A 21,445-nucleotide genomic window follows, 5' to 3' on the forward strand; every position below is an offset into this window, starting at 1 on the left:
TTTCGTCGACAATTCACAGCATTCTGTCGACGACCAGAACAAAAAGACCATTGCCCGGATTATCATCTCAAAAATGGTCCATCAATCACAAGATAACATGCCGGGTAAGACGATCATCAGCAGTGACTGGTACGCTGATCAACAGCTCATTATCACACAAATCAGTGGCGACGTAACAAAACAGGATGTGCTACATTGGGAGCAAACACTGTATGCTGCGCTGGACCGGGTGGCGGATTCGGGCGTTTTCAAGATCTTCGTAAACCTGCATGGTTTTAATGCGGTGAACCTGGATGTGCACAAATACTTTCGCAACATTGTTCCGGCTACGCTCGTGCGTTACGGCTGGAAAGTTGGCTACGTGGCAATGTTTCCCGAGGAGGCCGAAAAGTTGGTCATCACCAAGACCAGAAATATTCAATGCATCGCCGCCGCGCATTGCCATCAGGATGCAACAAAAATGGAGAAATACGAATCGTTGTACAGCAGTGAGAGAGAGCACTTTTTTACCGATGCCGGAGTGGCAGAGGCGTGGATACGGGGCTTGGCCAAAAGTATTTATTAAGCCTCTATCCAGAACTGTCGCATTTCGAGGTAGCGACCTTGCCAGCGCCGGACAAAAGGTGCGCCGATTCCATTGATGCCCTGAGCGCGACGGCGATGATGTCACCGTATGGTCTTTGTATTCGTTTGATTTGTCCATTTGCAGTTATACGTTACCTCGATACCTTAGAAGCTTCGCCGGAAATCGTTGTGAACAGGCTGTTTAAAGAGACAAATGAGACTTTCGGCTTATTGGCAGCATTAGATACCATCCCAATTTTTTGTCGGGAAGCTGGAAGTACAGGCACGACACGGATGGCTGGGAACTTACTGAATTCAACCTTAGGCCGGATGTAAGGGCATTGATATACTGACCGGAGTTCTTACTGGATCGACATTGGCACAGTCGAGGTAATCCTGTTCATTTCAATTACCTCTTTCCGCGACTTCTTTGGTGAGCCTTATACTGATGTGGCTGCTCTAATATTTTTTCATCTGCGATGTATCCTGCCAGTTTGTTAGCAAAGGTTTGAGCTCCAAGTTCACTGACATGACATACATCGCAAAAATACTTGCCTTCCTGAGGCAAATTCGCTGCCATGTCGAAATAATAAGTCCGGTTCTTCATAGCCAGATCGGTTAAAATCCGGTTATGTATAAAAATCCCATTTTTAACATTCTTCGCATCACCCCAGATCGATACCGAGCAGGCAAAATAGCAGCCGGCATAATGGGCCAAGTCCTCTTTCTTTCCTGTCAGCTCAATATTCTTCGGAAAATACGAAGCATATTTTAATAGGAGCAACTTATCACCCCTCTCCTTCGCTAAGGAAATGATTCCACTCAAATTCCTTTCGTAAGCAACCGCAGTTTTAATGTTGCTTCCATATTTTACCATTTCCGGAGCCACTTCCTCGCGACTAGCATAAGTACGCTGAAATAATACATCGCATAATGCACTCCACAAAATGTCACAAGCATAAGGGATGATTGTATAATTGATTTCCGGATGACTTTGAAGACGATAGATATCCTTATACCATTTTATATGACTATAATCTAAACGAAAATCCTCAGGAGGAATACAATTAGCACGATTCTCATTAATTGCTTCGTAGTAGATGACTAAATCAAAGCGATTATGATCAAATAATCTATATTTAATTAAATTGTCCAGCGAAGTATGTCCGGCAACTGCGGCATTGTAAAAAGCAAATTTCTTCTTTTTGCCGTACTTTCTTCTCAGAATTGTATCAAGGCGCATCTCTAAGCGCGACCAAGGCGTACTCACAACAGAACCGCCTAGAATGAGAATGTCATCAACATCATCATCATTACGGACATTTTTCGTTCCCAGTTTTTCCTTAATAATCGGATAAAATCCCGAATACATATAATCACCCGGATTAGTGAATGAATACCCATAAAAGCAGAATGTGGTACGAAACAAAAGCTCTGTAAACAGAAGCAAAATACAACATAAAATAGCCGAAAATATAACTTTTCGAGCATCCATATATTAATGTATATGTAATGAACACCAAACCAAGGCAAATAATAGCCTTTTTTTATTAAAAGCAAACACCCCCTCGTATCCCATTTAAAACGTGCTAGAAAATACATCACAAACACATGAAAAATGCTAACATTGCGCCATATATATCAAAGTTTGCGTATAAAAATAGTTGGCAGTCCACTTCAAAATCATCAATATGACCATTAAATAATTGAAAGCCGCCCCTGAATAATTCCAGTGCAACCCTTTATACATTCAAAGAAATTATAGCCACATTTTCACCATTCAGGCAGCTACTGGCCAATCAACTATACCCAATTAAAATATCGGTGACTTTGCGTATGGTTAGTGTGTAGTGGTTCTTCAGTTTCAAATGCCACTGCAAAGAACTTTCCCTCTCTCTGCTTGAACACGTTACACTGGGTAATGGAGCTCTTCGATAAGTTTGTCTGCAAAATCGGCTGAACTGGCGGCACACCGACGTTTATAGCGCTTGAGTACTTTAAGTCGAATGCCATCATCCGATGCTGTCTATTGATATTGACCAGCCCTGATTTTGAAAACGTCTAACTATACACGTTCCTCAGGAACAAGTTTGTCGTATAGGAATTGCGGGTTACTTTGTCCTGACTCGACAAATTGCTGCCCGCAGCACCCTAGCTTCCCATATTTGAATTCATCGCGGATTGTAAGCACTATTATTTCATCCTGAGCACTAAACTTCTGTCTTCCCGACCGGTCAGGGCGATCAGAAAGGTCGGGGAAATGCTCTTCACCCTGCCTCCTTAGCCGTGCGGCAGATCGCTACCGCTTTAAAGTAGATCAGGCAATCCCGCACCTGTGCGCGGCAACCGAGATACTTCCTGACTACTTTTAAAACCCAACACATTTTTCTCTGCTCACACCTTCAGATGTCCGATGCGATTCATTTTTCCTCACAACCCCGGTTATCGCGAGAGGAACTGCGAAAAAAAAGAACATTTATTTACCAACTTCTTACATACTTCGATGACCACATTATGACTCTTGAAGAAAACAAAAATGTCGGTGGCTGTAGTGAATGTTGTGAACCATCACAGTTAATGTATCGAACTCAAACCGAAGAATAATTCAAAATTGCCGAAGAATAACTCATTTAACGGCCACTCTTGTAACGACATACTTTTATAAACGTCAAATAAACCTATTATCTGGATATAATCATCTACAATCAATCTGATAGCTCATGCACAAATAGACAAATAGAACTGTCAGTTAAATCTATTAAACCCTGAACCACAATATATTAGTTATGATAAATTCGCTTAACTTAAAACAACGGCTATTTTCATTTCAATCACTCACGTTATTACTGGTATTGATAGCAGCTGTTTTGATCAATTATAATTATAGTAACCGATTAGATATCATTTCAGATGATGACGATTTATATTTTTCTTTCGGTATGATGCTGTTGCAGGGAAAATACCGGGGTGCTGATGATGGACCGCTTTATTATACCTTCCAATTACTTTTACAGCTTCTCACAAATGATGCCATCAAAACATTCTATATCAACTATATCATAACCTCAACCATTCCCTTCATACTATTTTATTTATTGCTTAGAGATCGAAACATCAATATTTGGATTGCCGCTATTGTTACAATCATGTTTATGTTTTCCCGCCTGAATTATCCTGTAACACCAAAGCTAACGCACTATGCGATTATCTTCTTGCTGCTGGGTCTTTTAGCATTTACTCGTTGCAAACAGCTTGTCCATAAATTATTTTCATGCTGTATGTTTGTTTTTCTGGCTTCCTACGCCAGGCCCGAGCTATATATTGCCTTCTTTCTTTTAGCTCTGATAACTGGATATGTTAGTCTCCGTGAAAGAAATTTGAAATATATCATTATTATCATATCCATTGCCATAATCTCCGGATACTTTTTAGGAACGCCGATTGGAGAGCGAGATAGAAGCTTCTGGACTTTTAAACATCACTTTTCTATTAATTACATTCAGGCTAATCCCCAACTTAATCTGTCACCGTGGAATCACTTTAACGAGATTACTACAATTGCTTTCGGCCATAAGCTGGTATCCATAAAAGACGCCATCATTAGCGATCCAGGTTTGGTGCTATGGCACATTAAGCTTAATATTATTAACTACCTAAAAATACTTCCAACTCATTTTGCAAGCATTATTTTTGATAATATCCAATTTCATTTTCGAAAATACGCCTTGCTATTTTTGGGATTATGGGTCGCTTTTCGAATAGATTATATCAAGACTTATAGGAACATAAAAGATACATTCCGAGAGAATTTATTTTTCATATTCATTTTCTTAGTGATTCTTGCTCCAACTTATATTTCTAACTTTTTCATTTATCCCAGGACACATTATATTCTTTATCATTTTTTTCTTTATTTATACTTGTTTTCACTATTGTGTAATAGTATATCTTATAAAAAAATTGCTGCAATTGAGAGCATATGGCCTGAGCATACGGTAGTTGCATTCAGTATTTTAGTAATTACACTCCTTTACATTCCTCAATACAAAGAAAGCATTCGCAACAAGCCACTACCATCAAAAGAATTTTCTTTAATGCTTAGGAGTTGCAAGTTGAAAGGGCATGTTTCAGTACTTGGCGGGGACGCACCGTTTTCCTATAACCGATTTGTAGGCCAAAATTGGTCTTTTAGCTATTATGATATTATCAGACCCGCACACTTTGATATTTGCCTTAACGAATACAAAATAAATTGTGTAATTATTAATGACAAAATGAATTCATATTTTGCAAAAGATCCAGCTTATAAACAATTTATTAGCAATCCTGAGTCCGAAGGGTTCAAACTTGTCAAAAAAACAGGAAGTCATCAGGTTTACGCTAAGCCCGAAATAATTTGATCTTGAAAATGTTACGAACGGCTCTTTACCAGGCGCTTACAAGAATTAAAATATAACATATGCATTTAGTCGGTCTGATGTTAGTGGTGCCCTGTTATACGAAGAAGTAATTATCCGTAAAACATATTAGATACTAAGAGACCAGTATTACGGTATCAAGGGCTGGGAACTTATCGCAGAAAACAGCAAATTTTGTTTTGTTGATAATCTTAGCTGGTCTCTTAGCCCCCCTAAATGTTTGGACAAAATTGTAAAAGCAGTTTAATTCATTTAGTTTAGGCTCAAACGAACGTTTACCTCCAATTCCCAATAGGTTTGAACCACGTTCCATTGCCACGAGCCCGTCGAAGAAAAAGAATAAAGCCCGGCTTTCGAATGGATCGCTTTGCATGGCTAAGGTCAAACTCACAGGCATAGCGTCCGATGACCGAAGACAGGAGTCACTGTACTAAAACGTATATCCCCCATCACTTTCTTTCAAAACCCTGCAAATTGTCTGTGTAGTAAACAAGTGCTTGCCTAGAGCCATAGCATTAAGATTTGAGATCTACCACACCAGCTTCCTTGCCAAATAATGCCAACACTTGATTGACTTTGTCTAGCCGAAGTATTTTCTTACCTTATTCTAGGTCGCTTATAAAGCAAAGATCGAAGCAAGCCTTAGTGGCCAGGTCCTCTTGCGTTAATTTCATCCGGCAGACACCGCACAAATCAAATGCACTCCTAAGCCTTCAACTTCACAGCCGGATTGAACCTGACGGCCTGAATGATTTGAAGACAAACGGTGACGGCGACGATCAGAATCGAGACGGCGGTTGCGATGGCGAAAGGCATGAGCGAAATGTCAATCCGGTAGGCAAAAGTTTTCAGCCAGTTGGTGGCGGCAAGGAAAGCAACCGGCCACGCAAACAGGTTGGCAATGAGCATAATGAAGAAAAAAGGCTTTCCCAATGTAACCATAAGCTGCCGACCTTTTGCACCAAACACTTTTCGGATAGCAATCTCCTTCACCCGCAGATGGATCGCCTGTGCTGCCGAAGCAAAAAAGCCCAGCGAGGCAATACACACCGCCAACATAGAGAAATAAGTTAGCACAGACTGCAATTGCTCCTGTTTCAAAAAAAGCTTTCCGTATAACTCATCCAGAAAATGATAGTTGAAATTGTCCGGATCCAGTTTGTTAATGCTGCCCCATTCACGGCCCAATGCAGCCAGCACCGGCCGCATCGCTCGGCTTTCAACACCTACCATAATTTGTGTTTTGGGTAAACCAAAAGGGTTATGCATCAGGTAAATCGCAGGCTGAACGAATGTTTCAAAACCGGATGCTTTGACATCACTAACGACACCCACAATGGTGTAATTCCCCGTACGGCCCTTAATCACCGCGCCGATCGGTTCTTTGAGGCCCAGCGCTTTTACGGCAGTCTGGTTGATAACCGCGCTGGCCGAATCCGCCCCGAAAGAAGAAGTGAAGCCTTTTCCCTCCTTCAACGCAATATTCAATGTTTCGAAATATTGATAACCAACCGAAACCGTCTGCAAAGCATAGGCTTTGCTCCCGACCATGTATTCGTAAGATGCGGGAATGATCCCGCCCGGCACATTGGAGGCAACCGTCACATTGCGGACGCCGGGGATGGCATGGATCCGCGAACTAACCGATTCGAATGTAGCCGGATCATTGTAAATACCCATGTTATCCACATACAAAACCTGCCGGGCTTCGAAGCCGGGATTGTCGGATTTCATAAAGCTGATTTGCTGGTTAATGATAATGAGCGTGATCACAAAACCGATGGCAAACGTGAATTGAAGCACAGGAATGAAGCCCTTTTTCCAGGAAAATGTTCCTTTTTCGAGCTGGTTGCCGCGCAGTATTTCCGAAGGCTTGAAGTTGGCCATCACCATGGCAGGATAAAGTCCGGAGAGTAAGGTGAGCGACACCAATGCAAGCAGCAGCTGCGCAGCTATGTCTATATTCAAGTTCAGAAGTGACAGCCGCACATCCAGCAACTGATTGAAATACGGCAGGCCGAGGCATACAAGCCCGAATGAGACGATCAATGCGAGCAGACATTGAAAGAAAATTTCCATTAAAAATTGGAGCATAATCTGCCGCTTGTTAATGCCGCTGACTTTCTTGATCCCCACTTCCTTGGACCGCCGGGCAGCCTGGGAAACATATAAATTGGTAAAATTGACACCGGTTACCACCAAAATAATGATCGCCAAAATGGAAAGGCCTTTCACGATCCGGTCGTTGCCACTGGAAGCATAGTGCGGCCTCAAATGCAGGTTTTTCAAAGGATCGAGATAGATAGCTGGGGCATCGGAATGGATAAGGGCTTGTTTGGCGACCAGGCTGGTGTCGGCCAGCGCGGCATCTTTATAAATCCGGTCGATCTTTTTGGAAAGTCGCGCAATATCCGTCCCGGGCTTTACGAGCACGTACGTTTCATAAATCTGGTTGGCGAAATTCTGATCCTTGCCTTGGGTGAGATCCTGACTAAATCCAATGCAGTCGAATTGGAAATTGGTATTGCCGGGCGCATCTTCGACCGTACCCGCTATCACCATCGGCATCCCCGACCGTGACATCATATGGACCGTTTTGTTACGGATGTCGCCTTCTTTTGGAAATAATACTTTGGCTGTCTGTTTTGAAAGCAATACAGTAGGCTCAGCATGGTCGGGGTTGAGCTGAAAGCCCGAAGGTTTGATCGCTAATATTCCGGCCAGGGAATAATCAGCGCCAACCCATTTTTTGACCAGGAATTTACCGGAGGGCGTAAAAAAGGGAAGCTGGAATAAAGCAGTGTTCATTCTTCCCGTCTCCTCAACTTCCGGGCAGGAGTTCCTGATAGCCGCGGCCAAACTGCCCGGTGTATACTGCGAAGGCCCATTAGGCAATTCGCGTTCAACCAGAAAAACCCGATCGATGTTCGGGTTTGACTGGTCATAGCTGGTTTCGTTGCCGACATAAAGTGAGACGAAACAGAAAGTGGCCAAGCCCAGCGACAGACCTATGATATTGAGCAGGTTATACCATTTTCCTTTCAAAAAGTTGCGCAAGGCAATGTTGAAGTGAAGTTTATTCATAGCGTTTTTGAGACTATTTGCGTGTTGCAATCACGACAGCCAAACATTGTATGCTAATGCATTATTTCAGACTGCCATAGTTTCAAAAAGGAGCTTTTCACGCGAAATACCCGCTTTTATTCTAAAATATTTAATATACTTATATATAGGCTTCGGTGTTAGCAAATTACAACAACCGCAGAAATCATCTGGCCGGGTATCCCGACGAAAGTACCCCCACGATACGCCGTCAGTGAAAGGCTATTTCACCGGCAATTTCAGAAAACGTCCCGGCCTGAAACTGGCAAGGGGCTGTCGTATGTAAAGCAAAAGCAAACGCGGAAATCGATTCTTCTTTTTGTGCGGGAGAAGAACAATGATGAATTCAATAATACGATTGCTTATGTCTTCCTGGGCCTGGCGGATTATATCGACCATTATGGAGCGAAACCGATGAGTATTAATTAAGAATTGCGCGAGTCAGCTCCGCATTATATCTGGAAGGATATGGCGAAGATGGCGGTTGGGTGAGGCGAGAATTTAGTCGATGCACATTTAGAACAAGTCTGGAGGTAACCCATTCTGTCTTTGAACACGATCCTGCCCAAAATTAGAACGATGACTTGCTGGACATCTTGCAAGCGTCACTTTACAACCTGATTTTTCATTAGGTTTGTAGTGTAAATCACTTTTTCGTTTTGTAGTGTGTAATAAGTTGCCGCTGTGGGATACTGAAAAACTTATGGAAACACAAAGACCGCATAACACATTGAATCCTAGGCCACTTTCTAGGCTTATAAATAACTCTGCCTTTAAGTCATTGGTAACAAACGATATGGCGGGAGCGTACGTGAAGAGAATGAAAAAATTACTTTCATGGGAAAGCATGGGAGCAAGTAAACCGGAAACAGTTAAAGATCTTATCCAGCATGCCTACCAGCATTTATTAGATGGTTACCGCTACGAATACCTTTACAAATCATCCCTGCTTAATGATTTTATTCTGAAAAATTATTCGCTGGACGATACAATCTTGCTGAATGAATTTAGAATCGGAAAGTCCAAAGCTGACGCTGTTCTAGTGAACGGTACGAATAAGGTATTTGAAATCAAGACAGAATTAGATTCCCCAGAGCGCTTAAACTCTCAAATTGCCGATTATTACAAAGCTTTTTCGGAAGTATATCTTATTACGCATTGTAGCGAAGTTGAAAAATACAAGCAGATATTACGGCCAGAAGTTGGAATACTTTCCTTTTCAAACGAAGGGAAAATAGATTTATATAGAAGCTCCGTCATCAATGAAAGTATGCTGGATTGTGCCGCAATGTTAAAATCGCTTCGCAAGCAGGAATATTTAGAGATGACAATGCTGACTTGTGGCCACATTCCTGATGTGTCTCCAGTCATGCTTTTTACCGCGTGCTTAGAATTGTTAAGACTATGTGAGCCGAAGGAAGTTCAAAAAAGGTATTTGGAGGTCATAAAAAAGCGAATAAACAAAAGCACCAATGAGATGATTTTGTCAGATGATTTGCCGGATTATATAAAATTTTCATGTTATCATCATAATTTAGATTCTAATTCTTACCTTACTTTGATAAAGCGGTTGAACAGTAAACTTTAAACCCTACCTATGTACTTTCCCTTTCTTCGTGGAAAACAATTTGAACTTCTGGCATTGAGAGAGCTGGTGAAACTACCTTTGGATCCAGCGAAGATATCGCCTATCATTGAGCCGGTAAAAAAGGATTTGAAAGGAATATCAACAGTTGTAGTTGCACTAGACAAACTGAATATTCAAATTCAGTTAATCGTCAACCCGGAACATGGAGATCTAAAAAATAAAAGCTCTGAAATTTTAGATTTCATTTCTAGACTTCAAGCCCAAGGGTTTAGGAACATAGTCCCTACCTTTTTAATTAATAGTGAAAAAGATTTTGGTTTCTTAAAATTGACAATCGCTGGAAATGGTTATGACCAATCGGGATACAGCGTAGTTCAATTGAACCAAATATCTTCGACGGCGCAACTTGCAGAGCTCGTCAATAATACATCGGCACAAAATATTTTTATTCAAATCAATCACATTTTTGGACTGAAAAGAAAATACAAAAAAGAGGTTGTGTCTTATTTAAATGATCCATTCGTAAAGCAGAAAAAAAATGCTGATTACGAGCATTACCCTGATGAGAATTTTTCAAACGATTACTATTATTTCAAAGAAGAGAATTACAAGGGCTACGCAGACTATCTTACAATTGGCGGGGAATATATCGAAGGAGGAATGCTTCCGTATGCAGTCGCAATACACCTTACATATAAAGATCCTGACAGCGAGGATATTAGAATTCATCACTTTCTGTCCAATAGCAATGACGGTATAGAAGATACTGCGGGTAAATTCTACGAGGCATTAACAAAGTTGGTAAATTTTGTTGATCATCATCGATTCGACTCTTTGGCCATTCGGCAGTTTAAAGATTATTACCACCGTCAAGCATTTCCCGGCTTGGGCATTATTAAAAAGCTCTCTATCATGCATCACATCGAGTTGGTGCAATCTCTGCTTTAATCATGTTTTGCAGTGCTAATTGTTTCACTGACCAAGCCTTAAAAGACTTTGTCGGTTCTATGTCGACCACCACGGGACTGTGTCAGTTTTCGAACTCGACTGCCGTCCCATTAATTCATTTGGGTCAACTTGCTGATAAGTTTGACAACTTGCTCTCCACATATGCATTGGTTTCGAGTTTTAACCCTGGTGATCCGCATGGCCAGCCGGTTATGCTTTTCGATCATTTACTATCATACTGGCCAAATCTATTTAATAGGGAATTATTAAATATCGCACAGTGTCAACTTTTATTGCAGAGTATAGCAAGAGAGTCAGCAAATTATAGCGGTAATCTATTTGTGGAACCGGTTTATTTTAACCCGATTTACAATGAAGATGCTCTTGAATTAGGTCTGAAGTGGGATGTTTTTGCTAGCGAGATAAAAAGCACAAATCGATTTTTCTTGACAGAAAAGATTGATACAGATACACTAGAGTCTGTATTTGCAAGACTCAACAAGACATATTTAACTGGCACCGTTTTTTACCGGGGCAGAATTTCGAACACATTGCTTCCAGTTAATAAAATGGGGAAACCACCTATGGAAAAGACAGGTGCGGGCAGAGCAAACCCTGTTGGTATTCCCTATCTATACATTTCAAGTGATCCAGAAACAACTCTGTATGAAACAAGAATAAGTCTACATGAAACCATTACCCTCGGAGATTTTGTCACTAATGCACCGGTAAGTGTGGTAAGCCTAAAAAATGTCGATGAATATGGTCCTTTTGAAATAGAAAATAAGGGTTTTACGATTGATGAATTCATAAGGGTTAAACCATATTTGCTAAAATTAGGATCTGAGCTATCTAAGCCAGTTAGAAAGCAGGATAGTGACCTAGATTATCTTCCGACACAGTTTTTGTGTGAATTTATAAAGTCGATTGGATTTGATGCGGTGGAATACAGAAGCGCAATGAACCCATCAGGATTTAATCTGGCTGTTTTCAACGACCATAAGCTGACTTGTACGACTACACAATATTACCGGGTTAACAAATTACAGTACACTTGGGAGCCGGCAACCGAAACCAGTTTGATGTAATATTCACGTTCTTCATTGCTTTTGCAACGCGAAAATATGACGTTATTATGCGTCCACGGTAATTCTCTCACCAGTGATGAGAGTTTTTCGTTTTCGTGGTAAGTCTCATAAAACTGCTTCATCCGCCAGAGGATTTTATCGCTAAAACCTTTAATATCAGGAGCATTTTCAGCAATGTAGCGCGATAGTTCTGTGACAACACCTTTGCCCCAAGCCTCGCTTTGCACTTTATGACTAATGGTTTTGCCGACCAACCAGTACAAATCAATCAATAATGTATTGATTTGGGAAAAGGCTTTCTGTCTCGCCGCTGGATATGGATTAATAGTTCATTGAACGTTTGCTGTCTGTCGGGCGCTCCTGGGTTACTCATTGTTTCAGGTCAATTATGTGCATTCAATTTAGAACGTTGCCCGCAGAATAATTTGCGAAATTATCCTTCGGTAGAGACGAATTCTGAATTTAGGTCTACATCAAAGTTATTATGGATTTCTCAATGCAAGATTATTTTCAATGGTTTTCGCAATTCTGGTAACAATGATTCGCTCACCCACCCATCCAAAATTTCCCCTATATTTGCCCCGCAAACTTTAATAAATTTTTATGAAACCATTTTTAAATGTCAGGCCAAAATGGCCTTGGAGGGGCATACGGGTGCAAGTCCCGAAACCTGACCGATGTGTTTCATTCGTTAAAGTTTGCGGTGACCTCTCCACTTTTCTCACTCTTTTCATGGTCATATGCAAACTTTAACGAATGAAGGAGGAATCGACTCGAATGCAAATTCAGTCAACGCAACGAATGATGCGCGTCACACATTAGATGTCGGCGCTCCGCTGACGCAATCGCAGGCAGATTTTCTGTATCATCGTTTCAGTATCTTCAAACTTTGCGTTTGCGCGGCGGTGCTGACCCGCAGGAGGTACATTCCGGTTTGTCTCTGAGCCATCGGGATGGTTTCATGATAGGTACCTGTTTCGGCGGTCACCACTTTATCCATGATCGTGCGGCCAGAGAGGTCCAGTAACTGCAGCCTCACTTTTTCTCCCCCGGCGCCTTCAATGTTAACGGAAAACTGATCATCGACCGGGTTAGGATAAGTAGTAGCGCTGAATGCAGGTTTCGCGGTTTCGTCTTCGATCGCATTTTCATCCATGTCCGTACCACCTACCCTGAACAAAGCTTCCTGGGTTGGCGAACCCGGAGTGTCAGGATGGAAAACGTTGTCAACAGATTTAACCAAAGCTCCGGAATTTCCGGCGGCTAAATACAGGCCATTGCCATAGGTAATGGTATTCAGGTGTTTATAGGTGTTTGATGCAGGATTTGACCACCATGTATTTGGTATATATCTTAAAATCTTACCATGGGTTCCGGTAAATACAAAATGGTTGTGGAAAATGACATCTGTAAAGTCGGTCTGGCCTATATTCATTGAGGGGGTTAGCGGTGTCCACTTCATGCCGTTTGGAGAGGTGAGGATGGTGTTGTTTTGTCCGGCCACAATCCATTGCTGGTGGCCAAACGCCACACCATTTAGATGGTTTGTGGTACCACTGTAACGATATGACCAGTTACTGCCATCCGGCGACGTGCCAATAAGACCGTACTGTCCGACGAGCACGAATAGTCCGTTTCCATAAGCCACGGTATTGATAGAGTAAAGCTGCTTATTAGTTGATTTCTTCCAGGTCTTTCCATCGTAAGACCACAGAATAAGGCCATGGAGCCCGACTGCCACGAATCTGCCATCGCCGAACGTGACGCCGATGAGATTTTGCCCAAACTCGACCTGGCGATAGGTCCAGTCTTTCCCATCCTCCGAAGTCTGGATCAAAGCATCGTCCCCTACGGCTACAAACAAACCATTTCCGAAAGCAACGTCATGAATGGATTTTGTGCCACCGACCAGCTTTACCGTTTGCCCGACCGTAAAGTTATTTCCATCTGCGGAGGCAATGGCGAGGTTGGTTTGTCCCAGCCCCGTCGCTCCATTATCCAGAGGCACACTTCCTACTGCTACAAAAGTACCGTTTCCATAGGCCGCCCCGGTAAGCTGCATCGTCCTGAAATTAGTGGTTTGTGAAGACCACGTATAGCCGTTGGTATTCGATGAACGGAACGTTCCCATACCTCCGACAGCCAGAAATGAATTTTGAAAATAGCGGACGCGGTTGAAATACCAGGCCGATCCAGTCGGCTTCGGCGCATCATTCCAGTATTCCCCGGTGGGAGACACCAGTGCCACATTTTTGTTGGAGCAAACAGCCACAAACCGACCATTCGACGGATTGCATTCGACACCGCTCAGCGACAACGTTTTGTCCTGGTTTGGAATGGCATTCCAGTATTTACCTTCCTTTGAATACAAAATAGTTCCCTTGTCACCCACGATCACAGAACTTCCGTTAGGGCGACCCGCTACTGCCCGCAACTCATTATTCGTGCCTGAGCTTTTTACGGACCAGTCTATGCCGTATGCAGAAGCTGTTTTGATCAATCCATTAGGTCCCACAGCAATAAAACTGTAATCCACATAAGCAACATCGTTCAGATTATCCAGGCCATTGTGCCGTTTTGTCCAGTTTTGGCCGTCCGGTGATGTCAGTAGTGCGCCTGCTGTGCCTACGATTACGAATGTTCCGTAACCGTAAGCGATACCCTTGAATTTCTGGGTGGTGCCCATCAATTTTTGGTTCCACGAAATCCCGTCCGTCGAAGTGGCGATCAGGCCCGAACTGCCGACTGCAACAAACAGGTTGTTGCCGAAAACAACACTGTATAAAGTGCCGCCAACGGCCAGGCCTGACTGTACCGTTTTCCAGGTTGCGCCGTCTGTTGAAGTGCGGACAATGTTATTTTCTCCCACTGCAACATATTTGCCCGCTCCGAATGCCACGTCATTAAGCTGTTGCTCCGGACTTATGGTTAATGCTGTCCACTGAGTTTGAGCATCCGCAGTGAATAATTTTAGTAATAAAAAAACGAATGTCAGTGTGTGAATGAAATAATGGAATGATCTGGTGGTAATGAGTTTTTTCATGACTAATAGATATTGAAATAATGGCTGAACTGCTCTTAGGGAACACAAACTGAAATGTCTGTTCCGGAAGGCAATGCAAACCTAGGGCCGATCAATGCCGGCAACAATTTTAGGGGGTACACAAAAGGTCGACAACCTTCAAATAGGAGGTATACAAAAGGTGAACTTGGGGGGAATTTGATTTGCAGCGGGAGACTCTGGCGGTGTAACCGATTGAGTGTGGACACAAAAAAGGCCCCGAAAGGGACCTTTTAAAGACCTGGGCGGCAGCCGCGCGGAGGGAGACGGGTCTCGAACTTTGCCTTTAATCGGCTCGTAATCAAAGTTTTGTCTCCTGTATTTGAGGTGAACTACACGAAAGACTCACTATTCTTTATACATATAGTACAACAGTATATTTGTTATGTATAATTCTTTTAGCGAAAATTGAGGTGTTTGAGTGGTGATTTTCGCTGATTTTTGAGTGCGTTTTCGGGTGGTTTTTGGTGTTCAAAGTTTGGAAACTGCCTGTGGTTTTTGGCGGTGGTTACTGCGATTTTGCTGAGCGAAGTTACAAAATTTTCGTGCCTCTTTGAAGGGCAATGACCTAGTCTTATATTTCCGTTAGGACAAAGCTACAACATATGCTCACCGAGAAGGATCTGTTAACTGACATTATTACCAACACGCCACCAGGCTCTATTTGGCATATCACAGAAGATTCATGGGAGCGGATTCCAGAAGTTTTCTCAGAGTACCAAATTCCTTATAGCGGCAATGGTTGGGATATCGAAATCAGTGGAAGTAACCGCGAAGATGTGATCAAGAAAATCAATGAGTTCGAAATTTATGACAAAATCGTTCATCAACGTCTTTTTTTAGAAGGAGAACTATTGTTCGAAAGTTATGACCACATGACTGGGTCTTACATCCGGCGTGACTTTCCTTCGTTTTCGGATCTTCTCGAAAAATATAGTGATTGCGAGTTTTACTTGGGTGAGCAGGTAGACCAGGCATAAAGCATCTATTAAAGACCGAGTCGTCCTAACCTCTTGCCAGCTCTTATGATGAATTATTGCGAATTTTTAGACCTATCAGTTAACCTGATCAGATATAAACTATCGTGCAACAGCAACTGCTATGCAAAAGTCGCAAGCAGAATACCAAAGCTCGACACGCGGCTGACAACGCTTTTATCCATACTAATTGTTTTCAAACACCTGCTGAAAGTGGCTGCGGTTGTTCCAAGGTATGTTGCGATGTAGTGATCGGGAATCCTTCTGAACAAGGATGAAGGCTGGCTGATGTAATGTGCAATTCTTTGCTCTACGGAAAGATATTTAAAGACTTTTACCCGATCGGTGAAGTTGATCAGGTGTTGTTCCAGCAATTGCACAGCCAAGCCCGCCATATAAGCATCCTCGGATACCAGTTTGCGGTATGCATCGTAGGAAATCGAGATTCCGGTAGTGTCTTCCAATGTCTCCAAAACATCATTTGATTCTTTTTGCATGAGGAAGCTCTCTGCAATACAAACAATATCTCCATCAGAAACAAGAAGTGACGTAATATCTTCCGATCCTCTCAGATAGTAAGTCCGCATCGCTCCTTTTTCGATGAAATAAAGGCATTTACTCACTTGGCCTACGTCTACCAGGACTCTTCCTTTTGGAATCATGAAACGTTTCATACTATCCTTAAAACGCTCCTTTACCTGATCGGATAGAATAAAGCTGGAAGCGTTTAATATCCGCTGCAATGGCTTCGTGTCGTCTGCGGGTTTCATAAATCAAAAGTTAGGCTTATGCTTTTAAGTCGCTATAACAATAGTGTCATCAAAATCTTGTCGCACGACAAGATGAATCTATGTTGTAGAACAAGTTACATCCGTGTCGTAAGACAAGTTATGCATAAATATCCTTTAAGTTACTTTGTGTTGTACAAAAAGAATATATCGTATAAAGTCCGTTATTCAGATCTACGCTAGAATGTATCGGATACTTTATCCAATTATTTTCTTTGAGTTGGCGGCATGCATCCCGAAAAAAAATTGCACCGAAACCGATAAGGACGGTGTAGTCACTCGGTTACTACATGTATGGAAATCCTCCATTTCAAAAGGCAAGCGCTTTGACCAGCGACTTATGTCAACTAATTACAACATATACTGTTTGAGGTAGCGAATTAATACAAATTCAATTTTAACATCTGACACTTACATTATGCAACGAATGATTTTTATACTCATGTCTTTTGGCTTTCTATATTTTACAGGAAATCATTCAGCTTCTGCCCAGACTATCCCGAAATACGAAATTCAAGTCGGTTACGGACCGTATGCAAGGGAACAGGTACTAGATGATTTAGTCGAACATTCGCTCCGGTCATCTTTTAATCAAATTCCCAAATGGGATTTTTCGAACTCTTATACCATCACATATCACTACCAGGGACGTCGCCGGATTGCCATTGGCCTGACGTCTGGCTTTTCCACCCATACGACATACAGGACTTATTATTCGGACTCGAAAAGCTTCTATAAACATTCAAGCTTTGTCACAGCCTTCGAAACAAAATTCACATATGTTGACAAATCATTTGTTCAGCTTTATGCTGTCACAGGCTTGGGGATATTGCTGGTGAGGACGAAGGATCAACGAATTCCAAATGCAATCAAAACTTATGGCTGGCCAACAACTCAACTGACTCCAATTGGGATCAGGTTTGGTAAGAAATTCGGAGGTTTTGCAGAAATGGGTTACGGATACAAAGGAATAGTCAATTTTGGTGTAAGTGCAAGGTTTTAATCTCAATTGAATTTACCCGAGCGTAATCGCCTATTCAAACTCGAAGCAAAAAATGACGGGGTTTACCCCCTTGGCTGCAATCCATAAGGCAGTTTAAGGAGCGGCTATAGCCGGGGGCGCCTAGCCGGGGTAAAGAGCGCCTAGGTTGCCCGGTGGATTTGCAGTGGTCACTTTTTGTTTTGTATCTACTAGAAAAGTATATGAGAAAATTTTTTGCTAAAAGAAATCAAGTAGTAAAGGAAACAGCTCAATCCTAACGAGTTCAGGCCGTTTTCCTAAATACAAATACCACCACAAATTATTTGCAATTTACATACTCCAAATTTAGGTCAGGGAAAGTATTCTCCTGCCAGCCGACATTTTGAACAGACACGGGGTACTTTGTGGAGCTATAATGTATAACTGCTATTTTCACTTTTCTGATTAGCTATTACCTTCACGACATTATGTCTTGAAAATGTAATGACTCCATTCCCTGAATCTGCTCCGAAATATGTTTTGATATCATAAATACCCGGATGTCCGTAAAAAGGATTGATCATTTTATCATACTGGTAAACATGCTCAACCGTTCTGTCGAAGGTAGTTGATCGAGGTGTTCGCTCATAGGATTCCAGCTTTTCCACACAATCCTGAAAATCGTAAGAATACGTTTCATATTTGTAGACTTCCCCCTTTTTGACATAGAACCAGTTGTAGTCCGTACCGCGGCCTTCCACATATGAGCATTTAACCACCTGGTCCTTTTCGTTATACTCAAAAATCCTGGCTTCTCAATGCGAGATCAAAGTGTATACCCCTTCATTATGCAATGTCCGGTTTTCTTTGAAAAGCCTCCCTTCGCTGTCATATTCGTATTGCGTGTCCACATGAATGCCTCTAACTTTTGTTAGTTTTCCGTCGGCGTCATATTCAAGTACACCTGTATATTCATTGCCATCAATTTTAAGTATTATTTTATTCACCCTTCCGCCTGTATACCCATATACCAAATTTTGAAATGGACCATATGAAACCTTGCTGATTCGGCAAGTATCTCCTTCACGTCCCACCACAATTGGCCCAGGCCCTGGATCCGATTTCCTTTTACACGATACGGCAAGTATAAAGCTTATGATCAGGACAAAGTATATTTTTGCATAAAAAAGCAGGTCTTGCGATGGCGTATGTAGTATAACGGTTATCAAAGAAATTCTGCTGATTAAACTACTTTGAACGGCCGCCGCTGCACGAAGAGAGACGAGTCTCAACAAGACACAAAAAATGCCCTGAAAATCCGGACCTTCATGTTTGGGAGGGAGACGGGTCTCGAACCTTTCCGTTAATCGGATCTCATCAAGGTTTTATCTCCTATATCTGAGGTTAACTACATGAAAGATTCACTATTTTTTATACATATAGTACAGCAGTATATTTGTTATATATAATTATTTCTGCGAAAATTGAGATGGTTAGGTCTGGATTTTCGCTGGTTTTGAGTGAGTTTTCGGGTATTTTTGGGTGTTCAAAGTTTGGAAAATGCCTGTTTTTGGGCGGTGGCAACTGCGATGTTGCTAGGGTACAGGTACAAAATTTCGCGGGCCTTTGAAAGCTGCAAGCATATACTAGAACTTGGACACTCTCGTTCTAAAACTACCCTTTCCAAAATGCTCAGTCCTCTCGCCTTGATTATCCGTTTCAATGGATTTGAATTCTATTTTTCCAAAAAGACTATCTCCAACAGAGTAATTCGTCTTATCCAAGGTTAGTTTTTGATAAACGATCATGTGTGTCGGCTCTGGTTCCCCTTCAATGATATTATCTGTGAAAACATACGCTTGCGTGTAAAATTTGCGGTCTTTATACCTAATGATAAAGCCATGTCCGGTGAAGCCGTTACCAATTCCAATGTTGATTGACAATGTATCTGACTTAAAAAAGTAGCCCCTACAATTGTTATACTTTGTGTAATGCGTGTCACTAAGGTCAATTCGTTTGCCAGAAAAGTACGAAACATTGCTTGTCCTTCTTGCGAGTGAATCTCGATCCTCGAGTGCTGAAAATATTTCCTTTTCCTTGTCAAGTTGTTTGTAAACCTGATCTTTGGGGAGAGTAGCATCGATGGTGGCGTCGTCCCATTTATCTGTGGTTTTGTGGTCCGAACAGTTAGAGAATACCCATAATATCCCCGCGAAGAAGAACACACCCGAAATTTTATTTTTTTGTGACCAGTGCATAAGTCGGTTTCTAGTTGGTAATTGGAATCGGAAGTGCACGATGCGTTCTGGTCAAATATATAAATAACTTGTATATAATAAAAAGCTTTGAGACTAATCTTCTCTTTGCCGAAACAATTATGTGACGGGCTTTAGGGCTGTGAGATTCGCGCTTAACTGCGAGTTGGCTTCATTTAACTATACAAGCCGAAGTCGACTTTCAGTTTCGACACAAGATCATGATTATACTGCGGACTCCAAATATCTGCAACACTGGCATTTGGAATATATCTCCGAACATCATCCTTGATTCGCTGGAAGTTAACCGAATCGATTTTCGCATTTAGAAATTCCCGAAACTCGGCTTCACTGATATTTTCCTGCTCCCAATCCCCACTGTCTTTGGCGTGTAATTTCTGAATTCATGTATGCGGATAAATGTCTGCAACCGTACTTTCAATTCTAGATTATTTAAAAAGAGAATCGAGGACTAAATAAAAACCTATAATCACCAACAATCCAGTCAACCAGAAGAAAGACAGATGCTGACGTTTTCCACTGATAGCCAATCTCTTATTTGCAGATAGAATTACTATTATACATATGATTAGCATTGGCACAACAATAATTCCTGATCCCGCTCTTAAAAATCCTATGCTAAATGTATAGACATGTCCGCCTTTGGATAAGTGTATTTTTTAGACAGAGTTAGTAATAATGGATCGCATTAAAGTAACTCTATCGCCCTCGTCTATTTTTGTAAAATTCGCTTCTTGTAACCGTGATGGGGGCCGCTTTCCGTTTCAATTTCATAAGTTTTATGAGTAGTATGTCGGCCAGCTTTATGATTTAGAATCAACCACTCCCACTTCTTTACCAAACAATACCAAAACCTGATTGATCTAGTCAAGTCGAAGCGTTTTCTTACCGTGCTCAAGATCCCGGATAAAACGCAAACCAACGCCAGCCTTAGAAGCAAGTTCCTCCTGCGTCAATCCAACCTTCTTGCGCCTTTCTTTTAAAAATACTGAGAAACTAGACATGTAATTATACCCTTTATGGTATAATTATAACGAATTATGTCATATTTTATCTGGTATAAATTTGATTGTGTTGGCTATGCGATATCCGATTATTAGTTAATCCAATAAATCGAATCCAACACATAGGCCCGCAAATAATGTTGATTATTATCAACATTATTTATATTTTGTTGGTAATAAACAACATTATGCAAACTAAAAAGCAAGTGTTACTGCCTAGGTTTCAGAAAATCTTGGAACAACTGGGTGAAAACATAAAATTAGCTCGCAAGCGGCGGAAGCTTACCACCATTCAGGTCTCTGAACGGGCTGGAATTGATCGTACTACTCTATACCATATTGAAAAGAGACATCCTAATGTTTCCATAGGGGCCTATTTTAACGTTTTACGGGTGTTGGATATGCATGAAGATTTTTTAAAACTGGCCTCAGATGACGAGCTGGGCAGGAAACTGCAAGATTTGGAGCTGCTCGGAAAATCTCACAAGCCATCGAAGGACTGATTTCTGGGCGGCCTCCGGTCTGGTTGGGAGACTCTTCAACAAGCTTATTCTTGAAAATTATATGAGGGCTTTTCTGGCTGAGCGAAATCAGATAATAAAAAAGGTAGCTGAGTCTGAATTGCGCAATCAGTTTATCTGATCTATCTTGTCTGTGGCAACATTGTCTT

Annotated in this window: 16 protein-coding genes and 1 pseudogene; 8 read left to right on the forward strand and 9 right to left on the reverse strand. The window is 41.7% G+C overall.

Annotated elements, in window-relative coordinates; all coding sequences use genetic code 11:
• Window positions 1-565, forward strand: a 565-nt coding sequence (locus AC1XUF_RS31510; RefSeq protein WP_483345862.1) for a hypothetical protein, incomplete at its 5' end; no start/stop codon positions are given.
• 408 nt (window positions 566-973) lie between these two features.
• Here the strand turns inward: AC1XUF_RS31510 and AC1XUF_RS31515 are convergent.
• On the reverse strand, window positions 974-2,059 hold the full coding sequence (locus AC1XUF_RS31515; RefSeq protein ID WP_483345863.1) for a hypothetical protein: 1,086 nt from the start codon (window positions 2,057-2,059) through the stop codon (window positions 974-976).
• 1,291 nt (window positions 2,060-3,350) lie between these two features.
• Here AC1XUF_RS31515 and AC1XUF_RS31520 point away from each other — a divergent pair.
• Window positions 3,351-4,964, forward strand: a complete 1,614-nt coding sequence (locus AC1XUF_RS31520; RefSeq protein ID WP_483345864.1) for a hypothetical protein — start codon at window positions 3,351-3,353, stop codon at window positions 4,962-4,964.
• A gap of 723 nt (window positions 4,965-5,687) precedes the next feature.
• Here the strand turns inward: AC1XUF_RS31520 and AC1XUF_RS31525 are convergent.
• Window positions 5,688-8,066, reverse strand: a complete 2,379-nt coding sequence (locus tag AC1XUF_RS31525) for an ABC transporter permease (protein ID WP_483345865.1) — start codon at window positions 8,064-8,066, stop codon at window positions 5,688-5,690.
• Window positions 8,067-8,787: 721 nt separating this feature from the next.
• On the opposite strand from AC1XUF_RS31525, the gene AC1XUF_RS31530 reads away from it, so the two are divergent.
• From AC1XUF_RS31530 to AC1XUF_RS31540, 3 genes are read left to right on the forward strand one after another with little or no spacing between them, the layout of a single operon-like run.
• Window positions 8,788-9,672, forward strand: coding sequence for a sce7726 family protein (locus AC1XUF_RS31530; protein ID WP_483345866.1), 885 nt, complete (start codon window positions 8,788-8,790; stop codon window positions 9,670-9,672).
• Window positions 9,673-9,681: 9 nt separating this feature from the next.
• Window positions 9,682-10,620 (forward strand): sce7725 family protein, encoded by a 939-nt coding sequence (locus AC1XUF_RS31535; RefSeq protein ID WP_483345867.1) that lies wholly within the window; start codon window positions 9,682-9,684, stop codon window positions 10,618-10,620.
• Window positions 10,621-10,679: 59 nt separating this feature from the next.
• Window positions 10,680-11,708 carry an RES family NAD+ phosphorylase gene (locus AC1XUF_RS31540; protein WP_483345868.1) on the forward strand — a complete coding sequence of 343 codons (1,029 nt, stop codon included), beginning with the start codon at window positions 10,680-10,682 and terminating at the stop codon, window positions 11,706-11,708.
• Here the strand turns inward: AC1XUF_RS31540 and AC1XUF_RS31545 are convergent.
• Window positions 11,648-11,980, reverse strand: coding sequence for a DUF1016 N-terminal domain-containing protein (locus tag AC1XUF_RS31545; protein ID WP_483345869.1), 333 nt, complete (start codon window positions 11,978-11,980; stop codon window positions 11,648-11,650). The genes AC1XUF_RS31540 and AC1XUF_RS31545 overlap by 61 nt on opposite strands.
• A gap of 593 nt (window positions 11,981-12,573) precedes the next feature.
• The gene (locus tag AC1XUF_RS31550; protein ID WP_483345870.1) at window positions 12,574-14,751 is read right to left on the reverse strand and encodes a T9SS type A sorting domain-containing protein; all 2,178 of its coding nucleotides are present in this window, start codon (window positions 14,749-14,751) and stop codon (window positions 12,574-12,576) included.
• A gap of 623 nt (window positions 14,752-15,374) precedes the next feature.
• Here AC1XUF_RS31550 and AC1XUF_RS31555 point away from each other — a divergent pair.
• Window positions 15,375-15,749: a hypothetical protein gene (locus tag AC1XUF_RS31555; RefSeq protein WP_483345871.1), complete on the forward strand. Its 375-nt coding sequence runs from the start codon at window positions 15,375-15,377 to the stop codon at window positions 15,747-15,749.
• A gap of 119 nt (window positions 15,750-15,868) precedes the next feature.
• Here the strand turns inward: AC1XUF_RS31555 and AC1XUF_RS31560 are convergent, their stop codons facing one another.
• Window positions 15,869-16,516, reverse strand: a complete 648-nt coding sequence (locus AC1XUF_RS31560) for a Crp/Fnr family transcriptional regulator (protein WP_483345872.1) — start codon at window positions 16,514-16,516, stop codon at window positions 15,869-15,871.
• Between the two features lie 445 nt (window positions 16,517-16,961).
• Here AC1XUF_RS31560 and AC1XUF_RS31565 point away from each other — a divergent pair, with 445 nt between their 5' ends.
• Window positions 16,962-17,537 (forward strand): hypothetical protein, encoded by a 576-nt coding sequence (locus AC1XUF_RS31565; RefSeq protein WP_483345873.1) that lies wholly within the window; start codon window positions 16,962-16,964, stop codon window positions 17,535-17,537.
• A 389-nt stretch (window positions 17,538-17,926) separates the two neighbouring features.
• Here AC1XUF_RS31565 and AC1XUF_RS31570 read toward each other — a convergent pair whose 3' ends face one another.
• From AC1XUF_RS31570 to AC1XUF_RS31585, 4 genes and pseudogenes are all read right to left on the reverse strand, one after another.
• A complete protein-coding gene (locus AC1XUF_RS31570; protein WP_483345874.1) occupies window positions 17,927-18,256 on the reverse strand; it encodes a hypothetical protein in 330 nt (109 codons plus the stop codon).
• A gap of 54 nt (window positions 18,257-18,310) precedes the next feature.
• The gene (locus AC1XUF_RS31575) at window positions 18,311-18,502 is read right to left on the reverse strand and encodes a hypothetical protein (protein WP_483345875.1); all 192 of its coding nucleotides are present in this window, start codon (window positions 18,500-18,502) and stop codon (window positions 18,311-18,313) included.
• A 639-nt stretch (window positions 18,503-19,141) separates the two neighbouring features.
• Window positions 19,142-19,753, reverse strand: coding sequence for a hypothetical protein (locus AC1XUF_RS31580; RefSeq protein ID WP_483345876.1), 612 nt, complete (start codon window positions 19,751-19,753; stop codon window positions 19,142-19,144).
• Window positions 19,754-20,637: 884 nt separating this feature from the next.
• A pseudogene (locus AC1XUF_RS31585) lies at window positions 20,638-20,775 on the reverse strand (helix-turn-helix domain-containing protein); the annotation flags it as partial.
• 137 nt (window positions 20,776-20,912) lie between these two features.
• Here AC1XUF_RS31585 and AC1XUF_RS31590 point away from each other — a divergent pair.
• Window positions 20,913-21,278 carry a helix-turn-helix domain-containing protein gene (locus tag AC1XUF_RS31590; protein WP_483345877.1) on the forward strand — a complete coding sequence of 122 codons (366 nt, stop codon included), beginning with the start codon at window positions 20,913-20,915 and terminating at the stop codon, window positions 21,276-21,278.
• The last annotated feature ends 167 nt before the right edge of the window (window positions 21,279-21,445 follow it).

The organism is Dyadobacter sp. HNCC25DJ185, from assembly GCF_056895195.1.

Bases quoted from the DNA above. Each gene is read 5' to 3' on its own strand.
- AC1XUF_RS31530 (WP_483345866.1), top strand. From the start codon at position 8,788: ATGGAAACACAAAGACCGCATAACACATTGAATCCTAGGCCACTTTCT.
- AC1XUF_RS31565 (WP_483345873.1), top strand. From the start codon at position 16,962: ATGATTTTTATACTCATGTCTTTTGGCTTTCTATATTTTACAGGAAAT.
- AC1XUF_RS31555 (WP_483345871.1), top strand. From the start codon at position 15,375: ATGCTCACCGAGAAGGATCTGTTAACTGACATTATTACCAACACGCCA.
- AC1XUF_RS31580 (WP_483345876.1), bottom strand. From the start codon at position 19,753: ATGCACTGGTCACAAAAAAATAAAATTTCGGGTGTGTTCTTCTTCGCG.
- AC1XUF_RS31535 (WP_483345867.1), top strand. From the start codon at position 9,682: ATGTACTTTCCCTTTCTTCGTGGAAAACAATTTGAACTTCTGGCATTG.
- AC1XUF_RS31590 (WP_483345877.1), top strand. From the start codon at position 20,913: ATGTTGATTATTATCAACATTATTTATATTTTGTTGGTAATAAACAAC.
- AC1XUF_RS31560 (WP_483345872.1), bottom strand. From the start codon at position 16,516: ATGAAACCCGCAGACGACACGAAGCCATTGCAGCGGATATTAAACGCT.
- AC1XUF_RS31550 (WP_483345870.1), bottom strand. From the start codon at position 14,751: ATGAAAAAACTCATTACCACCAGATCATTCCATTATTTCATTCACACA.
- AC1XUF_RS31540 (WP_483345868.1), top strand. From the start codon at position 10,680: ATGTCGACCACCACGGGACTGTGTCAGTTTTCGAACTCGACTGCCGTC.
- AC1XUF_RS31525 (WP_483345865.1), bottom strand. From the start codon at position 8,066: ATGAATAAACTTCACTTCAACATTGCCTTGCGCAACTTTTTGAAAGGA.
- AC1XUF_RS31520 (WP_483345864.1), top strand. From the start codon at position 3,351: ATGATAAATTCGCTTAACTTAAAACAACGGCTATTTTCATTTCAATCA.
- AC1XUF_RS31515 (WP_483345863.1), bottom strand. From the start codon at position 2,059: ATGGATGCTCGAAAAGTTATATTTTCGGCTATTTTATGTTGTATTTTG.